Genomic DNA, 16376 nt, shown 5'->3' on the forward strand with positions numbered 1-16376 from the left:
CCCTCCCCCCCCCCCCCCCCCCTTCCCCAGCCCCCCCCCCCCCCCCGGACACCCCCCCCCCCCCCCCCCCCCCCCCCCCCCCCCCCCCCCCCCCCCCCCCCCCCCCCCCCCCCCCCCCGGTCCCGTGCGTTCCAGCACGCCTTGTGCCAGTGGCGGCGGTCGTCGACGCCGACGTGGTCGGGCCAGGCCACGACGTGCGGCACTCCGTCGGGGATCATCTGGTCGCAGCCGGGGCAGCGGTACGTCTTGCCCTGGGCACTCGCCCCGGCCACGTACCGCATGTTCCACTCCTCGCCGTCCCAGCTCACCGAGGACTGCCAGCCGCCGTAGCGGCTCGTGCGGTCTTCTTCGGCGCTCCGGGACGAGTCGGCACCCTTGGGCCGGTTGCGACGCGGGGACACGGGACACCTCACGGGGCTCTACGGGAAGCACGGGCCATGTCCAGCCTACGCGGCCCGAAGCGGGGTAGGCGTAGGGCGCAACCCCCCACAAGTCCCCCTCCGCGGCGGCCGATTCTCCCGACAATCGGCAAATCTCCTCGCCAAGCCGTGTCCTCGGCACGTGTCGCGCGGTTATGCCCGGTGGGGGAGCTCCGTGTCGGAGCCAAGGAAACAGGAAGTGCCATGCGCGTTGGAAGTTTCGTGTTGGCGGCCCAGTTCCCGGGTCAGGGCCAGGGGGAGGCGCTGCACCGGGCGGTCCGCTCCGCCGAGGTCGCCGAGGAGGCGGGGCTGGACTCGGTCTGGCTGGCCGAGCACCACTTCGTGCCGTACGGCACGTGCCCGTCGGCGGTCACCCTCGCCGCCCTGCTGCTCGGCCGCACCCGCCGCATCCGCGTGGGCACTGCGGTCAGCGTACTGCCCACCGTCCACCCCGTCGCCCTCGGCGAACAGGCCGCGCTGCTGCACATGACGAGCGGCGGGCGCTTCTCGCTGGGCGTCGGACGCGGTGGCCCGTGGGTCGACCTGGAGGTGTTCGGCGCGGGCCTGGAGGCGTACGAGAAGGGGTTCCCGGAATCACTCGATCTGCTGGTGCGCTGGCTGCGCGAACCCTCCGTCGGAGCCTCGGGCGAACGCTTCCGCTTCCGTGAGGTCCCCGTCGTCCCCAGGCCCTCGGAGTCCCTCACGGAGGAGGAGGGGCCGGAGGTGGTCGTGGCCTGCACCTCCCCGGCCAGCGTGCGCCTCGCCGCCGAACGCGGGCTGCCGATGCTGCTCGGCATGCATGTGGGGGACGAGGAGAAGGCGGAGATGGTCGCCCTGTGGCGGCAGTACGCGCGCGCGGCCGGGCGGCCCCCGGAAGAGGTCCTCGGCGCGGGCCATGTCTCGGCCGGCGTCTGCCAGATCGCGGACCGGCGCACGGACGCGGTGGAGGCACTCGTGAAGGCGATGCCAGGATGGCTGAAACAGGGGCTCGACGCGCATATGACAGTGGACGGCCGGCCGCGCCGGATGCGGGATCCGGTGGCGTACACCGAACTGCTCTGCGGGCTGCACCCGGTGGGCACCCCGCGGCTGTGCGTCGACCGGCTCGCCGCGACCAGTGAGCGCACCGGCATCTCCCGCTTCGCCCTGCTCGTCGAGGGCTCCGGGGATCTCGCGGCGACGGAGGACAACCTGCGACGCCTCGGCGCCGAGGTGCTCCCCCACCTCGGCTGAGGAACCATGCCTGCCGCTCCGACGAACAGCGCCCCCCGCGTACGGAGCGGCAAGCAAGCGGTTCACCGCGTCAGCAGTCCCGGAACTCCGGGGACTGGTTCAGCAGTTGGCTGCGCACCGAGGTGAAGCGGGCCAACTTCTCGTCGACCGAGGGGTCCAGCGGGAACACGGCCACCCGGTGGCAGTTCTGGAAGGCAAGCCGCACACCGAAGTGCCGCTGCAGGGCGCCGCGTATGGCGTCACTCGCGAGCGCGCGCAACAGCTGGCCGCGCGCCTGCTCGTCCGGCGGAGGCGTCTGGTTGTCGGCGAACGCTCCGCCGTCGACCTTCAGCTGGGCCACCAGGGAGCTGATCATCTCCCATGCGTAGGGCAGGGAGGTCCGGACGCAGTCGACGAATTCTGCTTCGTCGACCTCGCCTCGCTCGGCCTGTTCGAGTAGGGCCGGTGAGACGTCGAGCGACATGGGTTCTCCTCTCGCACCCCCGCACAGCAGGGGTTGCCGGACACGGAATAGGGAGGCCGCGCACCAAAACGTCGAGCACGCTGAGTACACACTTCGCGACCTCCCGTTCACTACGGTAGGCAACAGACGGTGACGGCACCAGGAGAATGCGCACATGGGCAACTCCCGTCCGGCACACAATCGGCCACGACGTAACAGGGGCCATCCAGGGCGAATCGCGTGCACCCTCGCCCGTCGAGTAGCGTTGCCGACCATGCGTCTCGTCATTGCCCGTTGCTCCGTCGACTACGCGGGCCGGCTCACCGCCCACCTTCCCTCCGCCCCCCGTCTGATCCTGGTGAAGGCGGACGGCAGCGTCTCCATCCACGCGGACGACCGGGCCTACAAGCCCCTGAACTGGATGTCGCCGCCCTGCACGCTGAAGGAGGGCACGGGCGAGGAGGAAGGCGTCTGGACCGTCATCAACAAGGCGGGCGAGAAGCTGATCATCACGATGGAGGAAGTCCTCCACGACTCCTCCCACGAACTCGGCGTCGATCCCGGCCTGATCAAGGACGGCGTGGAAGCGCACCTCCAGGAGCTCCTCGCCGACCGCATCGAGACCCTCGGCGACGGCTACACCCTGATCCGGCGCGAGTACATGACGGCCATCGGGCCCGTCGACATCCTCTGCCGGGACGCCGAGGGGCAGACCGTCGCGATCGAGATCAAGCGGCGCGGTGAGATCGACGGCGTCGAGCAACTCACGCGTTACCTGGAGCTGTTGAATCGCGACCCGCATCTCGCCCCGGTCCGCGGCATCTTCGCGGCCCAGGAGATCAAGCCCCAGGCCCGAGTCCTCGCCACCGACCGCGGCATCGGCTGCCACGTCCTGGACTACGACGCGCTGCGCGGCATCGAGGACGACAAGCTGCGGCTGTTCTAGAGACGTTTCGCAGACGGTTCACAGACGGTTCTACGACGAGGAGGGCCGGGTCCTGACAACGGACCCGGCCCTCCTGTGCTGTACGGGCGGTCAGATCACCGGGTCCGAGCCGGTCGGGTTGCCCTCCGCGGTGCTCTGCGAGGCGCTGGCCGTGGTGTTCGTCGGGGTGCTGGAGTCGGCGGGGCCGCTGGCCGTGTCGTTGGTGGACGGGGCGGACTCCGTCGGGGTGGTCGCCGGGGGAGACGTCCCGGGGTCGGGCGTGCCGGGTGACGTCTCAATCGGGCTCGACGGTGCCGAGGGGCTCGTGGGCGAGGACGGCGGCTTCGGGAACGAGGGCTTGGACGTCGGCTTGGTCGGAGACGGCGACGAATCGTCCGTCCCGCGCGTCCCGCTCGGTGTGTCCGACGGCTGCTCGTTGATCTGGGTCGGTGTCGGGTCGTCCGTAGTGCCGTAGGTGCCGTCGGGGCCCGGGTCCGTCGGCCTGCTGGTCGCCCTGCCGGTGTCGCCGTTGTCGTCGTCCTGCTCCGGCACGTCCGCGCCCAGGCTGCCGTCCTCCAGGCCCGGGCTGGCGGACGGGTTGACGCCGACCCGGTCGGACGGGGGGTCGGTGTCTTGGTCGGACGTGGCGCCGAGCGTCACGACCGCGCCGAGCACCGCCGCGAGCAGCGTGCCCGCGCCGACCGCCACGAAGTTGCGCCGGACGAGCCCCTTGAGGCCGCCCCGGCCGTGACGCGCGGGCTGACCGGAGGGGCCGGACGGCGTGGAGGTCTGGTGGGTGACGAGGGTGTCGCTGACCGGAGGCTGGAGCTGCGGGAAGGCGGACAGTGCGGCGGGGACACCGGCCGCGGGCGAAGCCGACTCCTCCGAGCGCGCGTCCGGGACCTCTTCCCCGGCCGTCGCCGCCGCGAGGCCCGGCACGTCGCCCGTACGGTCGGCGACCAGGGCGAGCGCGCGACGGCCCGCGACGGTGCCGCGCTTGTCGGCGAGCGCGCCGCGCAGCCCGATGGAGGCCTCCAGTTCGGCGCGGGCCCGGTCGAGTTGCCCCTCGCAGAGCGCGAGGACGCCGAGTTCGTGGTGGAAGTAGGCCTGTTCGGCGACCTCCCCGGCGAGCCGGGAGGCCTCCGCGCCGGCCCGCAGCGTCCGCTCCCAGGCACTCCAGTGCAGTCCCGCGGCGAACGCGGGCGCGGCCGTGCGGGCGAGCTGAACGGCGATGCTCTGCTCGTCCTCGTCGTCGGCGGCCTCGGCGGCCTCGCCGGCCGGGGAGGTGAGCGGCACCAGGACGCCCAGCGCGGCGAGCAGGGCGTCGGCCTCGGCGCACACCCTCTCGGGCGTGACCGAGGGGTGTCCGGCCCACCAGGTGTAGTGCCGGGCCGCGGCGAAGGCCCGCTCCTCGATGTCGCCGCCGTATCCTGCGGCGGCCAGCTGGGCGGGCACCCCGGCGGCGAGCCGGTAGCGGGAGCCGACCGGCGAGACCAGTCCGCAGGCGGCCAGTTCGCCGAGGGCGGCGTCCGCGTGGGTGTCGCCGACGAGCGCGGGCAGGTGCGCCTGGTGCGGGACCTCGCCGTCGAGGGCGACGGCGAAGCGCAGGGTGGTGCGGGCGGAGTCGCTCAGCCGGGCGGCGAGCAGCGGCGCGGGCGCGGCGGCCTCGCCGAGCGAGGGAAGCGGTGTCGGCTCGGCGTCCTCGGCGTCGAACGGCGCGTCCACGGACGCGTCGACGGGGCGCGCGTCCTCGAAGACGCCGAACTCCTCGACCGCGGCGGCACCGGCGCGCAGTTGGTCGCGCTGGCTCAGCAGTGCGCCGGCCTGGAGGAAGCGCAGCGGCAGTCCCTCGGACTCGAACCAGAGGTCACCGGCCCAGTTGGACTCCTCCTCGGTGAGCGCGCGGCCCACGACCCGCTCGATGAGGTCCACGCCGCCGGCCCGGTCGAGGCCGCCCAGAGCGATCTCCTCGACGGTCGAGTCGGCGGAGGGGGCGGGCACGTCGGGGGTGGCGGCGAACAGGAAGGCGCACTCGGGCGTCGCGTCCAGCAGTTCGTCGAGCCCGGCGCCGCCGAACTCGAGGTCGTCCACCACGACGACCGCGCCGATCTCCCGGACGAGGGCGAGCACTTCGTCCCGTTCGGGCCGGTACAGGGGGGCGTCGTAGGCGGCGTAGAAGAGGTCGTGGAGGAGGTCGTTCGCCGTGCGGTTGAAGCCGCTGAGGCGGAGCACGCCCTCGGGGGCGAGGTCGGCGCAGTCCTCGGCGACGACGTCGAGGAGGCTGGTGCGGCCGGAGCCGGCGGGGCCGGTGAGGCGTACGGAGCGGCCGCGGGCGAGCAGCCGCACCAGCTGCTCGCGCTCGTCCTGGCGGCCCAGGAGCGGCAGCGCGGGTCGCGCGGGACCCGGCGGTACGGGCGGCTTGGCGGCCCGGGCGGCCTCGGCGCGCGCGGCCGCGGTGAGCTTCTCGGGCCTGCCGGGCCGCTCGGGCGGCGGGCAGAGCTCTATCTCGCTGCCGTCGACGGGGTTGACGGTGAGCAGGTGGTCGCCGGAGACCAGCTGGACCGTGCGGGCGAGCGCCGGTGCGGACTGGCCGAAGTCGGGTGTGAGGGGGTCCCTGGACGGGCGCGGGCGCGACGCGCGGCCCTCGCCGTCGTGGCCGTACTCCTCGGGTCCCCGGGTGTTCGGGTCCATGGGTTCAAGCCCCCCAAAAGCGTTCGTGTGCATGTGCGAGCCCCTCCCGGCCTTGCCGCACACCTCGCTGTCGCTTCTGGTCCGGTACCCGCTCGGAGCTGTCAGGGCGGCGGGCAGCCGAACCCTAAACCTTCGCACAGTATCTACGACAGTCCGGGGTCCCGCCTCGTCGGAGACATCACAGTCTCGTGAGGATTGTGCGTGTCGATCGTTTCGCCTTGAGCCGCCCGAGTCTCCCCGGTCCGCGGATTCACACCCGCGACGGGTCTCAGACTCGGGGCAGCGACTCCACTCCGATGCCGCCCTCGATCGCCAGGATCCGGTGCAGCCGGGTCGCCACCAGCAGGCGCTGCAGCTGCGGCGGTACGCCGCGCAGCACCAGGCGTCGGCCGCAGCGGCCGGCCCGCCGGTGGGCGCCCATGATCACCCCGAGTCCGGTGGCGTCCCAGGAGTCCAGTTCGCTCAGGTCGAGCACCAGGTCGCCGACGCCGTCGTCGACGGCCGAGTGCAGGACCGTACGGGCGTCCGCCGCGCTGCGGACGTCGAGGCGGCCCCCGACGACCAGCTCGGCGTGGTCGCCCCTGATGTACATATGCGCTCCCGTGAGTACGTCGTCGTGCTCCACGATGTGACATGTCTAGGTGATGCAACCTCTGACGGTGCGGGCCGCTGGGAGGTTGCCGTCTGTAAGCGAACCGATACCGAATTCACCCTATGGCGTGATGCCTGAGGGGCGTGTGCGGTGTCAGTGCTTGTAGAAGCCCTGCCCGCTCTTGCGACCGATGTCACCGGCGTCAACCATCCGGCGCATCAGCTCCGGCGGGGCGAACTTCTCGTCCTGGGACTCGGTGTAGATGTTGCCGGTGGCGTGCAACAGGATGTCGACGCCGGTGAGATCCGCGGTGGCCAGCGGGCCCATGGCGTGACCGAAGCCCAACTTGCAGGCCAGGTCGATGTCCTCGGCGGTCGCGACGCCCGACTCGTAGAGCTTCGCGGCCTCGACGACGAGGGCGGAGATGAGGCGGGTGGTGACGAAGCCGGCCACGTCCCGGTTGACGACGATGCAGGTCTTGCCGACGGACTCGGCGAATTCCCGTGCGGTGGCGAGGGTTTCGTCGCTCGTCTTGTAGCCGCGCACCAGCTCGCACAGCTGCATCATCGGGACCGGGGAGAAGAAGTGGGTGCCGACGACGCGCTCCGGGCGCTCCGTCACGGCCGCGATCTTGGTGATCGGGATGGCGGAGGTGTTGGAGGCGAGCACGGCGTCCTCGCGCGTGACCTTGTCGAGCGCGCGGAAGATCTCGTGCTTGACCTCCAGCTTCTCGAAGACGGCCTCGACGACGATGTCCGCGTCGGCGACGGCGTCCAGATCGGTGGTGGCGGTGATGCGGGCGAGAGCCGCGTCGGCGTCGTGCGCCTCCAGCTTGCCCTTGCTCACGAACTTGTCGTACGAGGCTTTGATGCCGTCCGTGCCACGCTTGAGTGCCTCGTCGGTGACGTCGCGCAGGACGACGTCCCAGCCCGCCTGCGCGGAGACCTGGGCGATGCCGGACCCCATGAGACCGGCCCCGATGACGGCGAGCTTCCGTGCCACTCCGACTCCCTTACACGCTGTTTACGTACGCCTCTGGGGCGGACACTAGCGCTCGGGAAGGGCTGCGTGACCGGTAAGTAATGCGCGTCACGTCTCACATGACGGACATCACACCGGCACCGCTCAGCCCGCGGCTCGGACGGCGTAGTTGAGCACCTTCTCGCTCAACAGCCCCTCCATGTCGTCCAGGAGCACGAGCACCTCTCGCGACACTTCGTCCGGAGCGCGTCCGGCGATCATCTCGCGCCCGATGATGGCCATCACGGTCTGGTGGACCCAGTTGATCTGTCCGGCGATGAGGGTGGGCAGGGGGTCCTCGACGGGAGCACCGGTCTCCTCGCGCAGGGCCGCCTCCAGGTTGTCCTGGATTTCCTGCTGGATGCTCCACAGCCGGGAGCGCAGGGTGGGCGCCTCACGGATGACCGTCATGAAGCGGTCGTAGCCCTCCATGAGGCCGACGCGCGGCGAGACCGCCTCGACCTCGTCCCGCAGTTCACGCAGCACGGCGGCGACGGCCGACTCGCCCTCGTCCCGGCCGCGCACCCAGCGGGCGAGCCGGTCGACGACACCCCGGCTGCGGTCGAGGAAGAGGTCCTCCTTGGCGGGGAAGTAGTTGTAGACGGTGTTCACGGAGACGTCGGCGGCCTCCGCCACTTCCGCGATGGTCACGGTCACGAAGCCGTGCTCGACGAACAGCGCCGTGGCGATGTCCGAGATCCGCTGCCTCGTCTCGCGCTTCTTGCGCTCCCTGAGCCCCTCTGCCATGTCCGAATCCTATCGTTCCTTGGACTCTCTGAAATTTTGGGGCCGTTGCAAAATTTAAGTGACTCTGTTTTTCTGGGGTCATGGCAATCATCAGTGCGGCCGGTCTGGCCCGCACCTTCCAGACGAAACGCGGCCCGGTCGAGGCCGTGCGCGGCATCGATCTCACCGTGCGCGAGGGCGAGATCCTCGGCTTCCTCGGCCCGAACGGAGCGGGGAAGACCACCACCCTCCGCATGCTCACCACCCTCCTCGCCCCGACCGGCGGCGCGGCCACGGTCGCGGGCTGCGACCTGGCGAGCGACCCGGCGGGAGTGCGGCGCGCCTGCGGCTATGTGGCGCAGTCGGGAGGGGTGGACCCGCAGATCTCCGTGCGGGAGGAGCTGGTCACCCAGGGGCGGCTGTACCGCCTGACGAAAGCCCAGGCGGCCGAGCGCGCCGAGGAGTTGGCGCGCGAGCTGGACCTGACCGCCCTGCTCGACCGCACAGCGGGCGCCCTCTCCGGCGGCCAGCGGCGCCGCCTCGACATCGCGATGGCGCTCACGCACCGCCCGAAGGTGCTGTTCCTCGACGAACCGACCACGGGCCTGGACCCGGCCAGCCGCGCGGACCTGTGGGACCTGGTCCGCCGACTGCGCGACGAGCACGGTACGACCGTCTTCCTGACCACCCACTACCTCGACGAGGCGGACGCCCTCTCCGACCGTCTCGTCGTCGTCGACCAGGGCGTGGTCGTGGCGGAGGGCACGCCGAGCGCGCTGAAGCTGGCGCACGGCGGCTCGATCGACGCGACGCTCCAGGACACGTTCCTCGCCATCACCGGCCGCGGACCGCTGTCGGCCGACTCGACCCCCGCAGCCGTATAGGACCCCCATGCTGTTCCACGACACCGCGCTCGTCTACGGGCGCTACCTCCGTCAGTCCCTGCGCTCCCGCTTCGCGCTGCTCTTCGGTGTCCTGATGCCACTGCTGTACCTGTTGTTCTTCGGCCCGCTGCTGACGGACCTGCCGCTCGGCGGGCAGGGGAGTTCCTGGCAGGTCCTGGTCCCCGGGCTGCTGCTCCAACTCGGCCTGTTCGGGGCGTCCTTCGCGGGCTTCACGATCATCGTCGAGAAGGGGCACGGCGTGGTGGAGCGTATGCGGGTCACGCCCGTCAGCCGCCTCGCCCTGCTGCTCGGCCGCGTGCTGCGCGACGCCACGGTGTTCGTCTTCCAGGCGGTGCTGCTGGTGCTGGCGGCGGTGGCGATGGGGCTGCGCGCTCCCCTGCCCGGCGTCCTGATCGGCTTCGCCTTCGTCGCACTGCTCACGGTGGCGCTGGCGTCGCTGTCGTACGCCCTGGCGATGAAGGTTCACACGCCCGGGGAGTTCGGTCCCGCGATCAACGCGATGACGATGCCCGCCATGCTCCTGTCCGGCCTGATGCTCCCGATGACGCTGGGCCCGGCCTGGCTGGACGTCCTCTCCCACCTCATGCCGTTCCGCTATCTGGTGGACGCGGTGCGGGACGCGTACGTCGGCTCGTACGCCACGGCGCACATGCTCTACGGCGCCCTGGTGGCCGTCGGCCTGACGACCGTGGCCGTGACAGTGGGCACAAGGGTCTTCCGCACGTCGGGGGCGTAATTAGGCTGGCCTCATGGTCAATCTGACGCGCATCTACACCAAGACCGGCGACAAGGGCACCACCAACCTCGGGGACATGAGCCGGGTCGCCAAGACCGACCTGCGGATCGCCGCGTACGCGGACGCCAACGAGGCGAACGCGGTGATCGGGACGGCGATCGCGCTGGGCGGGCTGCAGGAGGAGGTCACCAAGGTCCTCACCCGCGTGCAGAACGACCTGTTCGACGTGGGCGCGGACCTGTCGACGCCGGTCGTGGAGAACCCGGAGTTCCCTCCCCTGCGGGTCGAGCAGTTCTACGTCGACAAGCTGGAAGCGGACTGCGACCACTTCAACGAACAGCTGGAGAAGCTCCGGTCCTTCATCCTCCCCGGCGGCACCCCCGGCGCGGCCCTGCTCCACCACGCCTGCACGGTCGTCCGCCGCGCCGAACGCTCCACCTGGGCCGCGCTGGAGGCCCACGGCGACACGATGAACCCCCTCACCGCGACGTACCTCAACCGCCTGTCCGACCTCCTTTTCATTTTGGCGCGGACGGCGAACAAGGAGGTCGGGGACGTGCTGTGGGTGCCGGGCGGGGAGCGCTGACACCAGGGCTCAGGGCCTTTCGTTTGGATCATGCCGGGCTCGCGGGCCCCGGCACCGCGCCTCGCCGCGTTGTCGTCGGTCGGCAGGGCTCCGCCCTGCCGCCCTCCTCCGCCTTGCGATGCACGGCACCGGACCCCGCTCCCTGATCCGGCCTGATCCAAACGAAAGACCCTAGTGTCCTGCGCCGTTAATCTGTCGGTAGTTTCGACATGCCGCATCGGCCCAACTCAAGCGGCCGACCAGGCGCCTTGACCGTTCGTGGCGCAGCAGAACTGCCTACGAACTTCGGGCGCAGGACACTAGCGGCGGGTCGCCTGGTACAGGCCCGTCGCGGTCAGTGCGGCCCCCACGCACATCATCACCACGCCGACCTTCGTCAGGGTGACCACCGGGACCTCCACTCCCCCGGTGAACCGCCACAGCACCAGGCCGACGGCGAAGGTGGCGGCACCCTCCAGCAGGTTCCTCGACGCGCGGGTCATCGGCGGACGCTCTCCTGCCGGGATGCGGTCTGCTCCGGCTCTCCCGCCGGGGCCTTCCTCGGCCAGATCGTGTAGGACAGGGCGATCAGCCCGTAGATGCCGACCGTCCGCAGGGCCACCCACTGGAAGGCGCGCAGGGAGCTGACGTCCCCGGAGTCGCCGACGTACCAGACGGCGAGCTGGAGCAGGACGAGGGCCACGGCTCCGCCGAGGACCGCGCGCAGCCACAGTCTGGCCTCGTGGCGGGCGCGGGCCCGGCCGTAGCGCGGGGGACCCGTGGGCTTGGGCGCCCCGGACAGCCGGTGGGCGGCGTGGCCGTCGAGCCAGCGGATCATGTAGTGGCCGTAGGCGACGGTGAACCCGATGTACAGCGCGGCCAGGCCGTGCTCCCAGCTCGGTTCGGCCCCGTTCCTCAGGTCGATCGCGGTGACGACGAACAGGACCACCTCCAGCAGGGGCTCACACAGCAGCAGGGCCACGCTGGTCCTGCGCCACTTCAGCAGGTAGCGCACGGCCAGGCCGAGGGCCAGCAGCACCCAGAAGCCGACCTCACAGGCGACGATCAACGCGACGATCACGACGGACTCCCTTCGTTCCCCCTTCCAGGCTCCCGTCGGGATCCGCGCCGTTCGTCGTCGCCGCTGACGAACTTGCGGTACATCGAAAGATGCAGTCCAGGACCCTTCCCGCGATGCAGGCGAGCGAGGCGCGGGCCGTGTTGGATGGACGCATGCCCGTACGACTCCCCCGACCGCACCGCGTCGACGTGTACATCGCGGCCGGCGGGCTGCTCGGCGGCCTGCTGCTGGTGGTCGCCGGGCTCGGCACCCGGCCGTCCACCGATCCCGTCGCGCTCTTCGACGGCCCCTGGCCGCTCCTGGTGCCGCTCGTCGTGATCGCCGGCTGCGAGCTGCTGCGCCGGTCGGCGCCCCGCGTGGCCCTGCTGACCGGCACCGCCGCGATCTGCGCGGACCTCGTGACCCAGGGCAGCCTGGCCACGGTCCTGATGTTCACCGACGTCGTGTACGCGGCCGTCCTGTACGGCCCGCTCGCCTCGGCCCGCCGTATCCAGTGGATCACCGGCCTGCTCACGGTGGCCGGGACGCTGGTGCCCTTCGCGGTGTGGCGGGTTCCGGAGGCGCTGCTGATCGGCGTGGTCGTCGGAGTCGTGGCGTACGGGCCCGCCGCCACGGGGTGGATCGTGCGTAACCACCGCGACGCCGCCGAGGCCGCCCGGCTGCGCGCCGAGCAGACCGCGCTGCTGGCCGAGATGGACCGCAGTCAGGCGGTCACCGCCGAACGGGCCCGGATGGCACGGGAGTTGCACGACCTGGTCGCCAACCACCTCTCGGCGATCGCCATCCACTCCACGGCTGCGCTCTCGATCGACGAACCGGACACCTCCAGCAAGGCGCTGACCGTCATCCGGGAGAACAGTGTGGCGGGCCTCGCCGAGATGCGTCGGCTGATCGGCATCCTGCGCGACGGCGTCCCCGACCGCGAGCCGGCCGCCGTCCCCACCCTCGACGGCCTCGCCACCCTGGTCGACACCGCCCGCGCCAACGGCCTCGACGTCGTCCTCGACAGCTCCCACGGCACGGTCCCGGCCCCGGTCGAGCTCGCCGCCTACCGCATCGTGCAGGAGTCGCTGACCAACGCCCTCAAGCACGCCTGCCCGGGCCGCGTCACCGTCACCCTGGCCCGCCGCGACAGTGTGCTCGACGTGCGGGTGACCAGCCCGTACGGTCACCGGGACGGCCCCCGCGCGCCGGGCTCGGGCGCCGGACTGGTCGGCATGCGGGAGCGGGCCGACCTGTTGGGCGGCACCCTGGAGGCCGGACCCGACGGCGTCCTGTGGACCGTACGCGCCACCCTCCCCCTGACCGAAGGAGACCCAGCATGAGCCGCCCCGTCCGGGTCCTCGTCGCGGAGGACCAGTCCGCCGTCCGCGCCGGTCTGGTCCTCATCCTGCGCAGCGCGCCCGACATCGAGGTGGTCGGTGAGGCGACGGACGGGGAGCAGGCGGTAGCGCGGGCGCGGGAACTCAGGCCGGACGTGGTGCTGATGGACGTACAGATGCCCCGCCTGGACGGAGTGTCGGCCACCCGGCAGGTCGTGGCGGAGCGGCTCGCCGACGTGCTCGTGCTCACCACCTTCGACCTCGACGAGTACGTCTTCGGGGCGCTGCGGGCCGGTGCCGCCGGGTTCCTGCTCAAGAACACGGAGGCGAAGGACCTGCTCGCGGCCGTGCGCACGGTTGCGGGCGGCGAGGGCATCGTCGCCCCGGCCGTCACCCGCCGGCTCATCGCCGAGTTCGCCGCCGGGCCCGTACGGGAGCCGAAGGCGGATCCGGCCGTCGTGCGGACGCTGACGCGGCGCGAGCGGGAGGTGCTGTCCTGCCTGGGCGAGGGACTGTCCAACGCCGACATCGCGACCCGGCTCGACATGGCGGAGGCTACGGTGAAGACGCACGTCAGCCGTCTGCTGGGGAAGCTGGAGCTGCGCAGCCGGGTACAAGCGGCCGTACTCGCACAGGAGTTGGGGATCTAGGAGGGACAAACGCGGGGTGGTCCAGACCTATTGACCTATGGTCCAGACCTTTCTATTCTCGCGGCACCGTGCGAGGGCGTGAGGCTCAGTCACGCGCTCCCCCAACCCCACACAAGGAGGCGCAGCATGCGCTTCAGACACCGAGCCGCGGCAGGTTTCACGACCCTGTTGCTCCCACTGGCCGGACTGGTCGACCTCGCGAGCCCCGCCCAGGCCGCGACGTCGGCAGCATCGGCGACCGCCACCTACACCAAGGCCTCCGACTGGGGCACCGGCTTCGAAGGCAGGTGGACCGTCAAGAACACCGGTACCACCACCCTCAGCTCCTGGAACGTCGAGTGGGACTTCCCCTCCGGCACGTCCGTCACCTCGGCCTGGGACGCCGACGTCACCTCGTCCGGCACCCACTGGACCGCCAAGAACAAGTCCTACAACGGCACCCTCGCCCCGGGTGCCTCCGTCTCCTTCGGCTTCAACGGCGCCGGTTCCGGCTCCCCCGCCAACTGCAAGCTCAACGGCGGCAGCTGTGACGGCACCTCCGTCCCCGGCGACGCGGCGCCCTCCGCGCCCGGCACCCCCACCGCCTCCGCCCTCACCGACACCTCGGTGAAGCTGGCCTGGAGCGCGGCCACCGACGACAAGGGCGTCAAGAACTACGACGTCCTGCGCGACGGCGCCAAGGTCGCCACGGTGACCACCACGTCGTACACCGACACCGGCCTCACCCCTGGCACCGACTACTCCTACACCGTCCAGGCCCGCGACACCGCCGACCAGACCGGCCCCGTCAGCGGCGCCCGCGCCGTGCGCACCACCGGCGGCACGACCGAGCCCCCGCCCACCGGCGACAAGGTCAAGCTCGGCTACTTCACCGAGTGGGGCGTCTACGGCCGCAACTATCACGTCAAGAACCTGGTGACCTCGGGCTCCGCCGCGAAGATCACGCACATCAACTACGCGTTCGGCAACGTCAAGAACGGCCAGTGCGTGCTGGACGACGCCTACGCCGCCACCGACAAGGCCTACACCGCCGACCAGTCCGTCAGCGGCGTCGCCGACACCTGGGACCAGCCGCTGCGCGGCAACTTCAACCAGCTGCGCCAGCTGAAGGCCAAGTACCCGCACCTGAAGGTGCTGTGGTCCTTCGGCGGCTGGACCTACTCCGGCGGCTTCGGCCAGGCCGCGCAGAACCCGGCCGCGTTCGCCAGGTCCTGCAAGGCCGTCGTGGAGGACCCGCGCTGGGCCGACGTCTTCGACGGCATCGACATCGACTGGGAGTACCCCAACGCCTGCGGCCTGAGCTGCGACACCTCGGGCTCCGCGGCTTTCAGGAATCTGATGCAGGCCCTGCGCACCGAATTCGGATCGAAGTACCTGGTCACCGCCGCCATCACCGCCGACGGCTCCTCCGGCGGCAAGATCGACGCGGCCGACTACGGCGGCGCCTCGGCCTCCGTCGACTGGTACAACGTGATGACCTACGACTACTTCGGTGCCTGGGCGAACACCGGCCCGACTGCCCCGCACTCGCCGCTCACCTCGTACGCCGGCATCCCGACCGCCGGCTTCGACTCCGCCGACGCGATCGCCAAGCTGAAGGCGAAGGGCGTCCCCGCAGCCAAGCTGCTGCTCGGCATCGGCTTCTACGGCCGCGGCTGGACCGGCGTCACCCAGTCCGCCCCCGGCGGCACGGCGACCGGCGCGGCGCCCGGCACCTACGAGGCGGGCATCGAGGACTACAAGGTGCTCAAGACGTCCTGCCCGGTCACGGGAACCATCGCGGGCACGGCGTACGCCCACTGCGGCAGCAACTGGTGGTCCTACGACACCCCGGCCACGATCGCCGGGAAGATGAGCTGGGCGAAGAAACAGGGCCTGGGTGGAGCGTTCTTCTGGGAGTTCAGCGGTGACACCGCCGGCGGCGAGCTGGTGAGCGCCATCGACAGCGGACTGTCGTAGACCAATTCGACAGGTTAAGCAACGTTGACGCGTTGACCGGGCGGGGCCGCCTCCAGCCACGCGAGGAAACCGGTCAGCGCGTCTTCGCTCATCGCGAGTTCGAGGCGCGTGCCCCGGTGGAGACAGGTGAGGATGACGGCGTCGGAGAGCAGTGCCAGCTCCTCCTCGCCCTCGGGCAGCCGACGGCCGGCCACCTCGATCAAGGCACGCTCCAGGACGCGGCGCGGGCGGTAGGCGTAGGAGAAGACGCGGTACCACACCAGGCGGTCGCCGTTGTAGCGGGCGACGCCATAGCTCCAGCCCTTGCCGCTGGTGTCCGGTTTCTCGGGGACGTCCCAGCGCAGGGAGCAGTCGAACGTGCCGCCGGAGCGCTGGATGAGCCTGCGACGCAGGCCGAGGAGGAACAGCCCCAGTACCACCAGGGCCACGACGATTCCGCACACAGTCAGAGCGAGGACCATCGGCACCGACCTCCTCGTCTCCTAGGTACCTTCACTACAGGTAACGGAACGGAAAAAACATCCATATCTGCCTCAGCCGCGGCCGGCTCCGGATTGCTCCGGTGCCGGCCGCGGCTGAGTGACGTCATCGCATGGCGAGCGCTGGAATCAGCGCGCCGCCGCCGCACGCAGTCGTACGTCCGCGCGGCGCTCGGCGGCGGCGTCGCCCTCCGCCTTCGCGCGCTCCAGCTCCCGCTCCACGCGCTGGACGTCGATCTCGTCCGACAGCTCGGCGATCTCGGCCAGCAGCGACAGCTTGTTGTCGGCGAACGAGACGAAACCGCCGTGCACCGCGGCGATGACCGTTCCACCGTCACTCGTACGGATGGTCACCGGGCCCGACTCCAGCACACCGAGCAGCGGCTGGTGACCGGGCATGACGCCGATGTCGCCGGACGTGGTGCGCGCGACGACCAGGGTGGCCTCGCCGGACCAGACCTCTCGGTCGGCCGCGACCAGCGCGACGTGCAGCTCAGCAGCCAAGGTGGCTCCTCGGGTCACCACCCGGCGGGTCTGCCGGGTGTTGGTTACAAGTCTAGTGGGCGTGGCAGAGGGGGCGGGACGCGCCCGCCCCCTCACACGAACTCAGAGCTCAGAACTCAGAGGTTCG

The 16376-nt window shown here is 71.1% G+C and carries 17 protein-coding genes and 1 pseudogene; 8 read left to right on the plus strand and 10 right to left on the minus strand.

Annotated features, from left to right (window positions below; genetic code table 11):
* Window positions 1–116 precede the first annotated feature (116 nt).
* A pseudogene (locus AC067M_RS31990) lies at window positions 117–401 on the minus strand (ATP/GTP-binding protein); the annotation flags it as partial.
* Between the two features lie 222 nt (window positions 402–623).
* Between AC067M_RS31990 and AC067M_RS31995 the strand changes: the two are divergent.
* Window positions 624–1652 carry an LLM class flavin-dependent oxidoreductase gene (locus tag AC067M_RS31995; RefSeq protein ID WP_478700530.1) on the plus strand — a complete coding sequence of 343 codons (1029 nt, stop codon included), beginning with the start codon at window positions 624–626 and terminating at the stop codon, window positions 1650–1652.
* Between the two features lie 70 nt (window positions 1653–1722).
* Here AC067M_RS31995 and AC067M_RS32000 read toward each other — a convergent pair whose 3' ends face one another.
* Window positions 1723–2115, minus strand: coding sequence for an SCO5389 family protein (locus tag AC067M_RS32000; RefSeq protein WP_037680606.1), 393 nt, complete (start codon window positions 2113–2115; stop codon window positions 1723–1725).
* 253 nt (window positions 2116–2368) lie between these two features.
* On the opposite strand from AC067M_RS32000, the gene nucS reads away from it, so the two are divergent.
* Window positions 2369–3040 (plus strand): endonuclease NucS, encoded by a 672-nt coding sequence (gene nucS / locus AC067M_RS32005; RefSeq protein ID WP_478700531.1) that lies wholly within the window; start codon window positions 2369–2371, stop codon window positions 3038–3040.
* 90 nt (window positions 3041–3130) lie between these two features.
* On the opposite strand, the gene AC067M_RS32010 is transcribed toward nucS, so the two are convergent.
* The 4 genes from AC067M_RS32010 to AC067M_RS32025 form a co-directional block, all read right to left on the minus strand.
* Window positions 3131–5710, minus strand: a complete 2580-nt coding sequence (locus AC067M_RS32010; RefSeq protein WP_478700532.1) for an ATP-binding protein — start codon at window positions 5708–5710, stop codon at window positions 3131–3133.
* A 268-nt stretch (window positions 5711–5978) separates the two neighbouring features.
* On the minus strand, window positions 5979–6302 hold the full coding sequence (locus tag AC067M_RS32015; RefSeq protein ID WP_478700533.1) for an STAS domain-containing protein: 324 nt from the start codon (window positions 6300–6302) through the stop codon (window positions 5979–5981).
* A 153-nt stretch (window positions 6303–6455) separates the two neighbouring features.
* A complete protein-coding gene (locus tag AC067M_RS32020; RefSeq protein WP_478700534.1) occupies window positions 6456–7304 on the minus strand; it encodes a 3-hydroxyacyl-CoA dehydrogenase family protein in 849 nt (282 codons plus the stop codon).
* 123 nt (window positions 7305–7427) lie between these two features.
* Window positions 7428–8069: a TetR/AcrR family transcriptional regulator gene (locus AC067M_RS32025; RefSeq protein ID WP_478700535.1), complete on the minus strand. Its 642-nt coding sequence runs from the start codon at window positions 8067–8069 to the stop codon at window positions 7428–7430.
* Between the two features lie 80 nt (window positions 8070–8149).
* Here AC067M_RS32025 and AC067M_RS32030 point away from each other — a divergent pair, with 80 nt between their 5' ends.
* The 3 genes from AC067M_RS32030 to AC067M_RS32040 are packed head-to-tail and all read left to right on the plus strand — an operon-like array spanning window position 8150 to window position 10275.
* Entirely contained in the window at window positions 8150–8932 is a 783-nt protein-coding gene (locus AC067M_RS32030; protein ID WP_478700536.1) for an ABC transporter ATP-binding protein, read from the plus strand.
* 7 nt (window positions 8933–8939) lie between these two features.
* A complete protein-coding gene (locus tag AC067M_RS32035; protein ID WP_478700537.1) occupies window positions 8940–9689 on the plus strand; it encodes an ABC transporter permease in 750 nt (249 codons plus the stop codon).
* 13 nt (window positions 9690–9702) lie between these two features.
* Window positions 9703–10275, plus strand: coding sequence for a cob(I)yrinic acid a,c-diamide adenosyltransferase (locus AC067M_RS32040; RefSeq protein ID WP_478700538.1), 573 nt, complete (start codon window positions 9703–9705; stop codon window positions 10273–10275).
* Window positions 10276–10574: 299 nt separating this feature from the next.
* Here the strand turns inward: AC067M_RS32040 and AC067M_RS32045 are convergent, their stop codons facing one another.
* Both AC067M_RS32045 and AC067M_RS32050 read right to left on the minus strand, forming a co-directional pair.
* Window positions 10575–10757, minus strand: coding sequence for a DUF5708 family protein (locus AC067M_RS32045; protein ID WP_478700539.1), 183 nt, complete (start codon window positions 10755–10757; stop codon window positions 10575–10577).
* Window positions 10754–11335, minus strand: a complete 582-nt coding sequence (locus AC067M_RS32050; protein ID WP_478700540.1) for a hypothetical protein — start codon at window positions 11333–11335, stop codon at window positions 10754–10756. Before AC067M_RS32050 ends, AC067M_RS32045 begins: the two co-directional genes overlap by 4 nt.
* A 152-nt stretch (window positions 11336–11487) precedes the next feature.
* Here AC067M_RS32050 and AC067M_RS32055 point away from each other — a divergent pair, with 152 nt between their 5' ends.
* From AC067M_RS32055 to AC067M_RS32065, 3 genes are all read left to right on the plus strand, one after another.
* Window positions 11488–12660 carry a sensor histidine kinase gene (locus AC067M_RS32055; RefSeq protein ID WP_478700541.1) on the plus strand — a complete coding sequence of 391 codons (1173 nt, stop codon included), beginning with the start codon at window positions 11488–11490 and terminating at the stop codon, window positions 12658–12660.
* Window positions 12657–13307: a response regulator gene (locus AC067M_RS32060; RefSeq protein WP_478700542.1), complete on the plus strand. Its 651-nt coding sequence runs from the start codon at window positions 12657–12659 to the stop codon at window positions 13305–13307. Before AC067M_RS32055 ends, AC067M_RS32060 begins: the two co-directional genes overlap by 4 nt.
* Window positions 13308–13433: 126 nt before the next feature.
* Window positions 13434–15266 (plus strand): glycosyl hydrolase family 18 protein, encoded by a 1833-nt coding sequence (locus tag AC067M_RS32065; protein ID WP_478700543.1) that lies wholly within the window; start codon window positions 13434–13436, stop codon window positions 15264–15266.
* A 14-nt stretch (window positions 15267–15280) separates the two neighbouring features.
* On the opposite strand, the gene AC067M_RS32070 is transcribed toward AC067M_RS32065, so the two are convergent.
* Both AC067M_RS32070 and AC067M_RS32075 read right to left on the minus strand, forming a co-directional pair.
* Window positions 15281–15727, minus strand: a complete 447-nt coding sequence (locus AC067M_RS32070; protein ID WP_478700544.1) for a DUF2550 domain-containing protein — start codon at window positions 15725–15727, stop codon at window positions 15281–15283.
* Between the two features lie 147 nt (window positions 15728–15874).
* Entirely contained in the window at window positions 15875–16249 is a 375-nt protein-coding gene (locus AC067M_RS32075) for a F0F1 ATP synthase subunit epsilon (protein WP_478700545.1), read from the minus strand.
* Window positions 16250–16376: the final 127 nt, after the last annotated feature.

This window comes from Streptomyces sp. NPDC043427 (assembly GCF_056436655.1).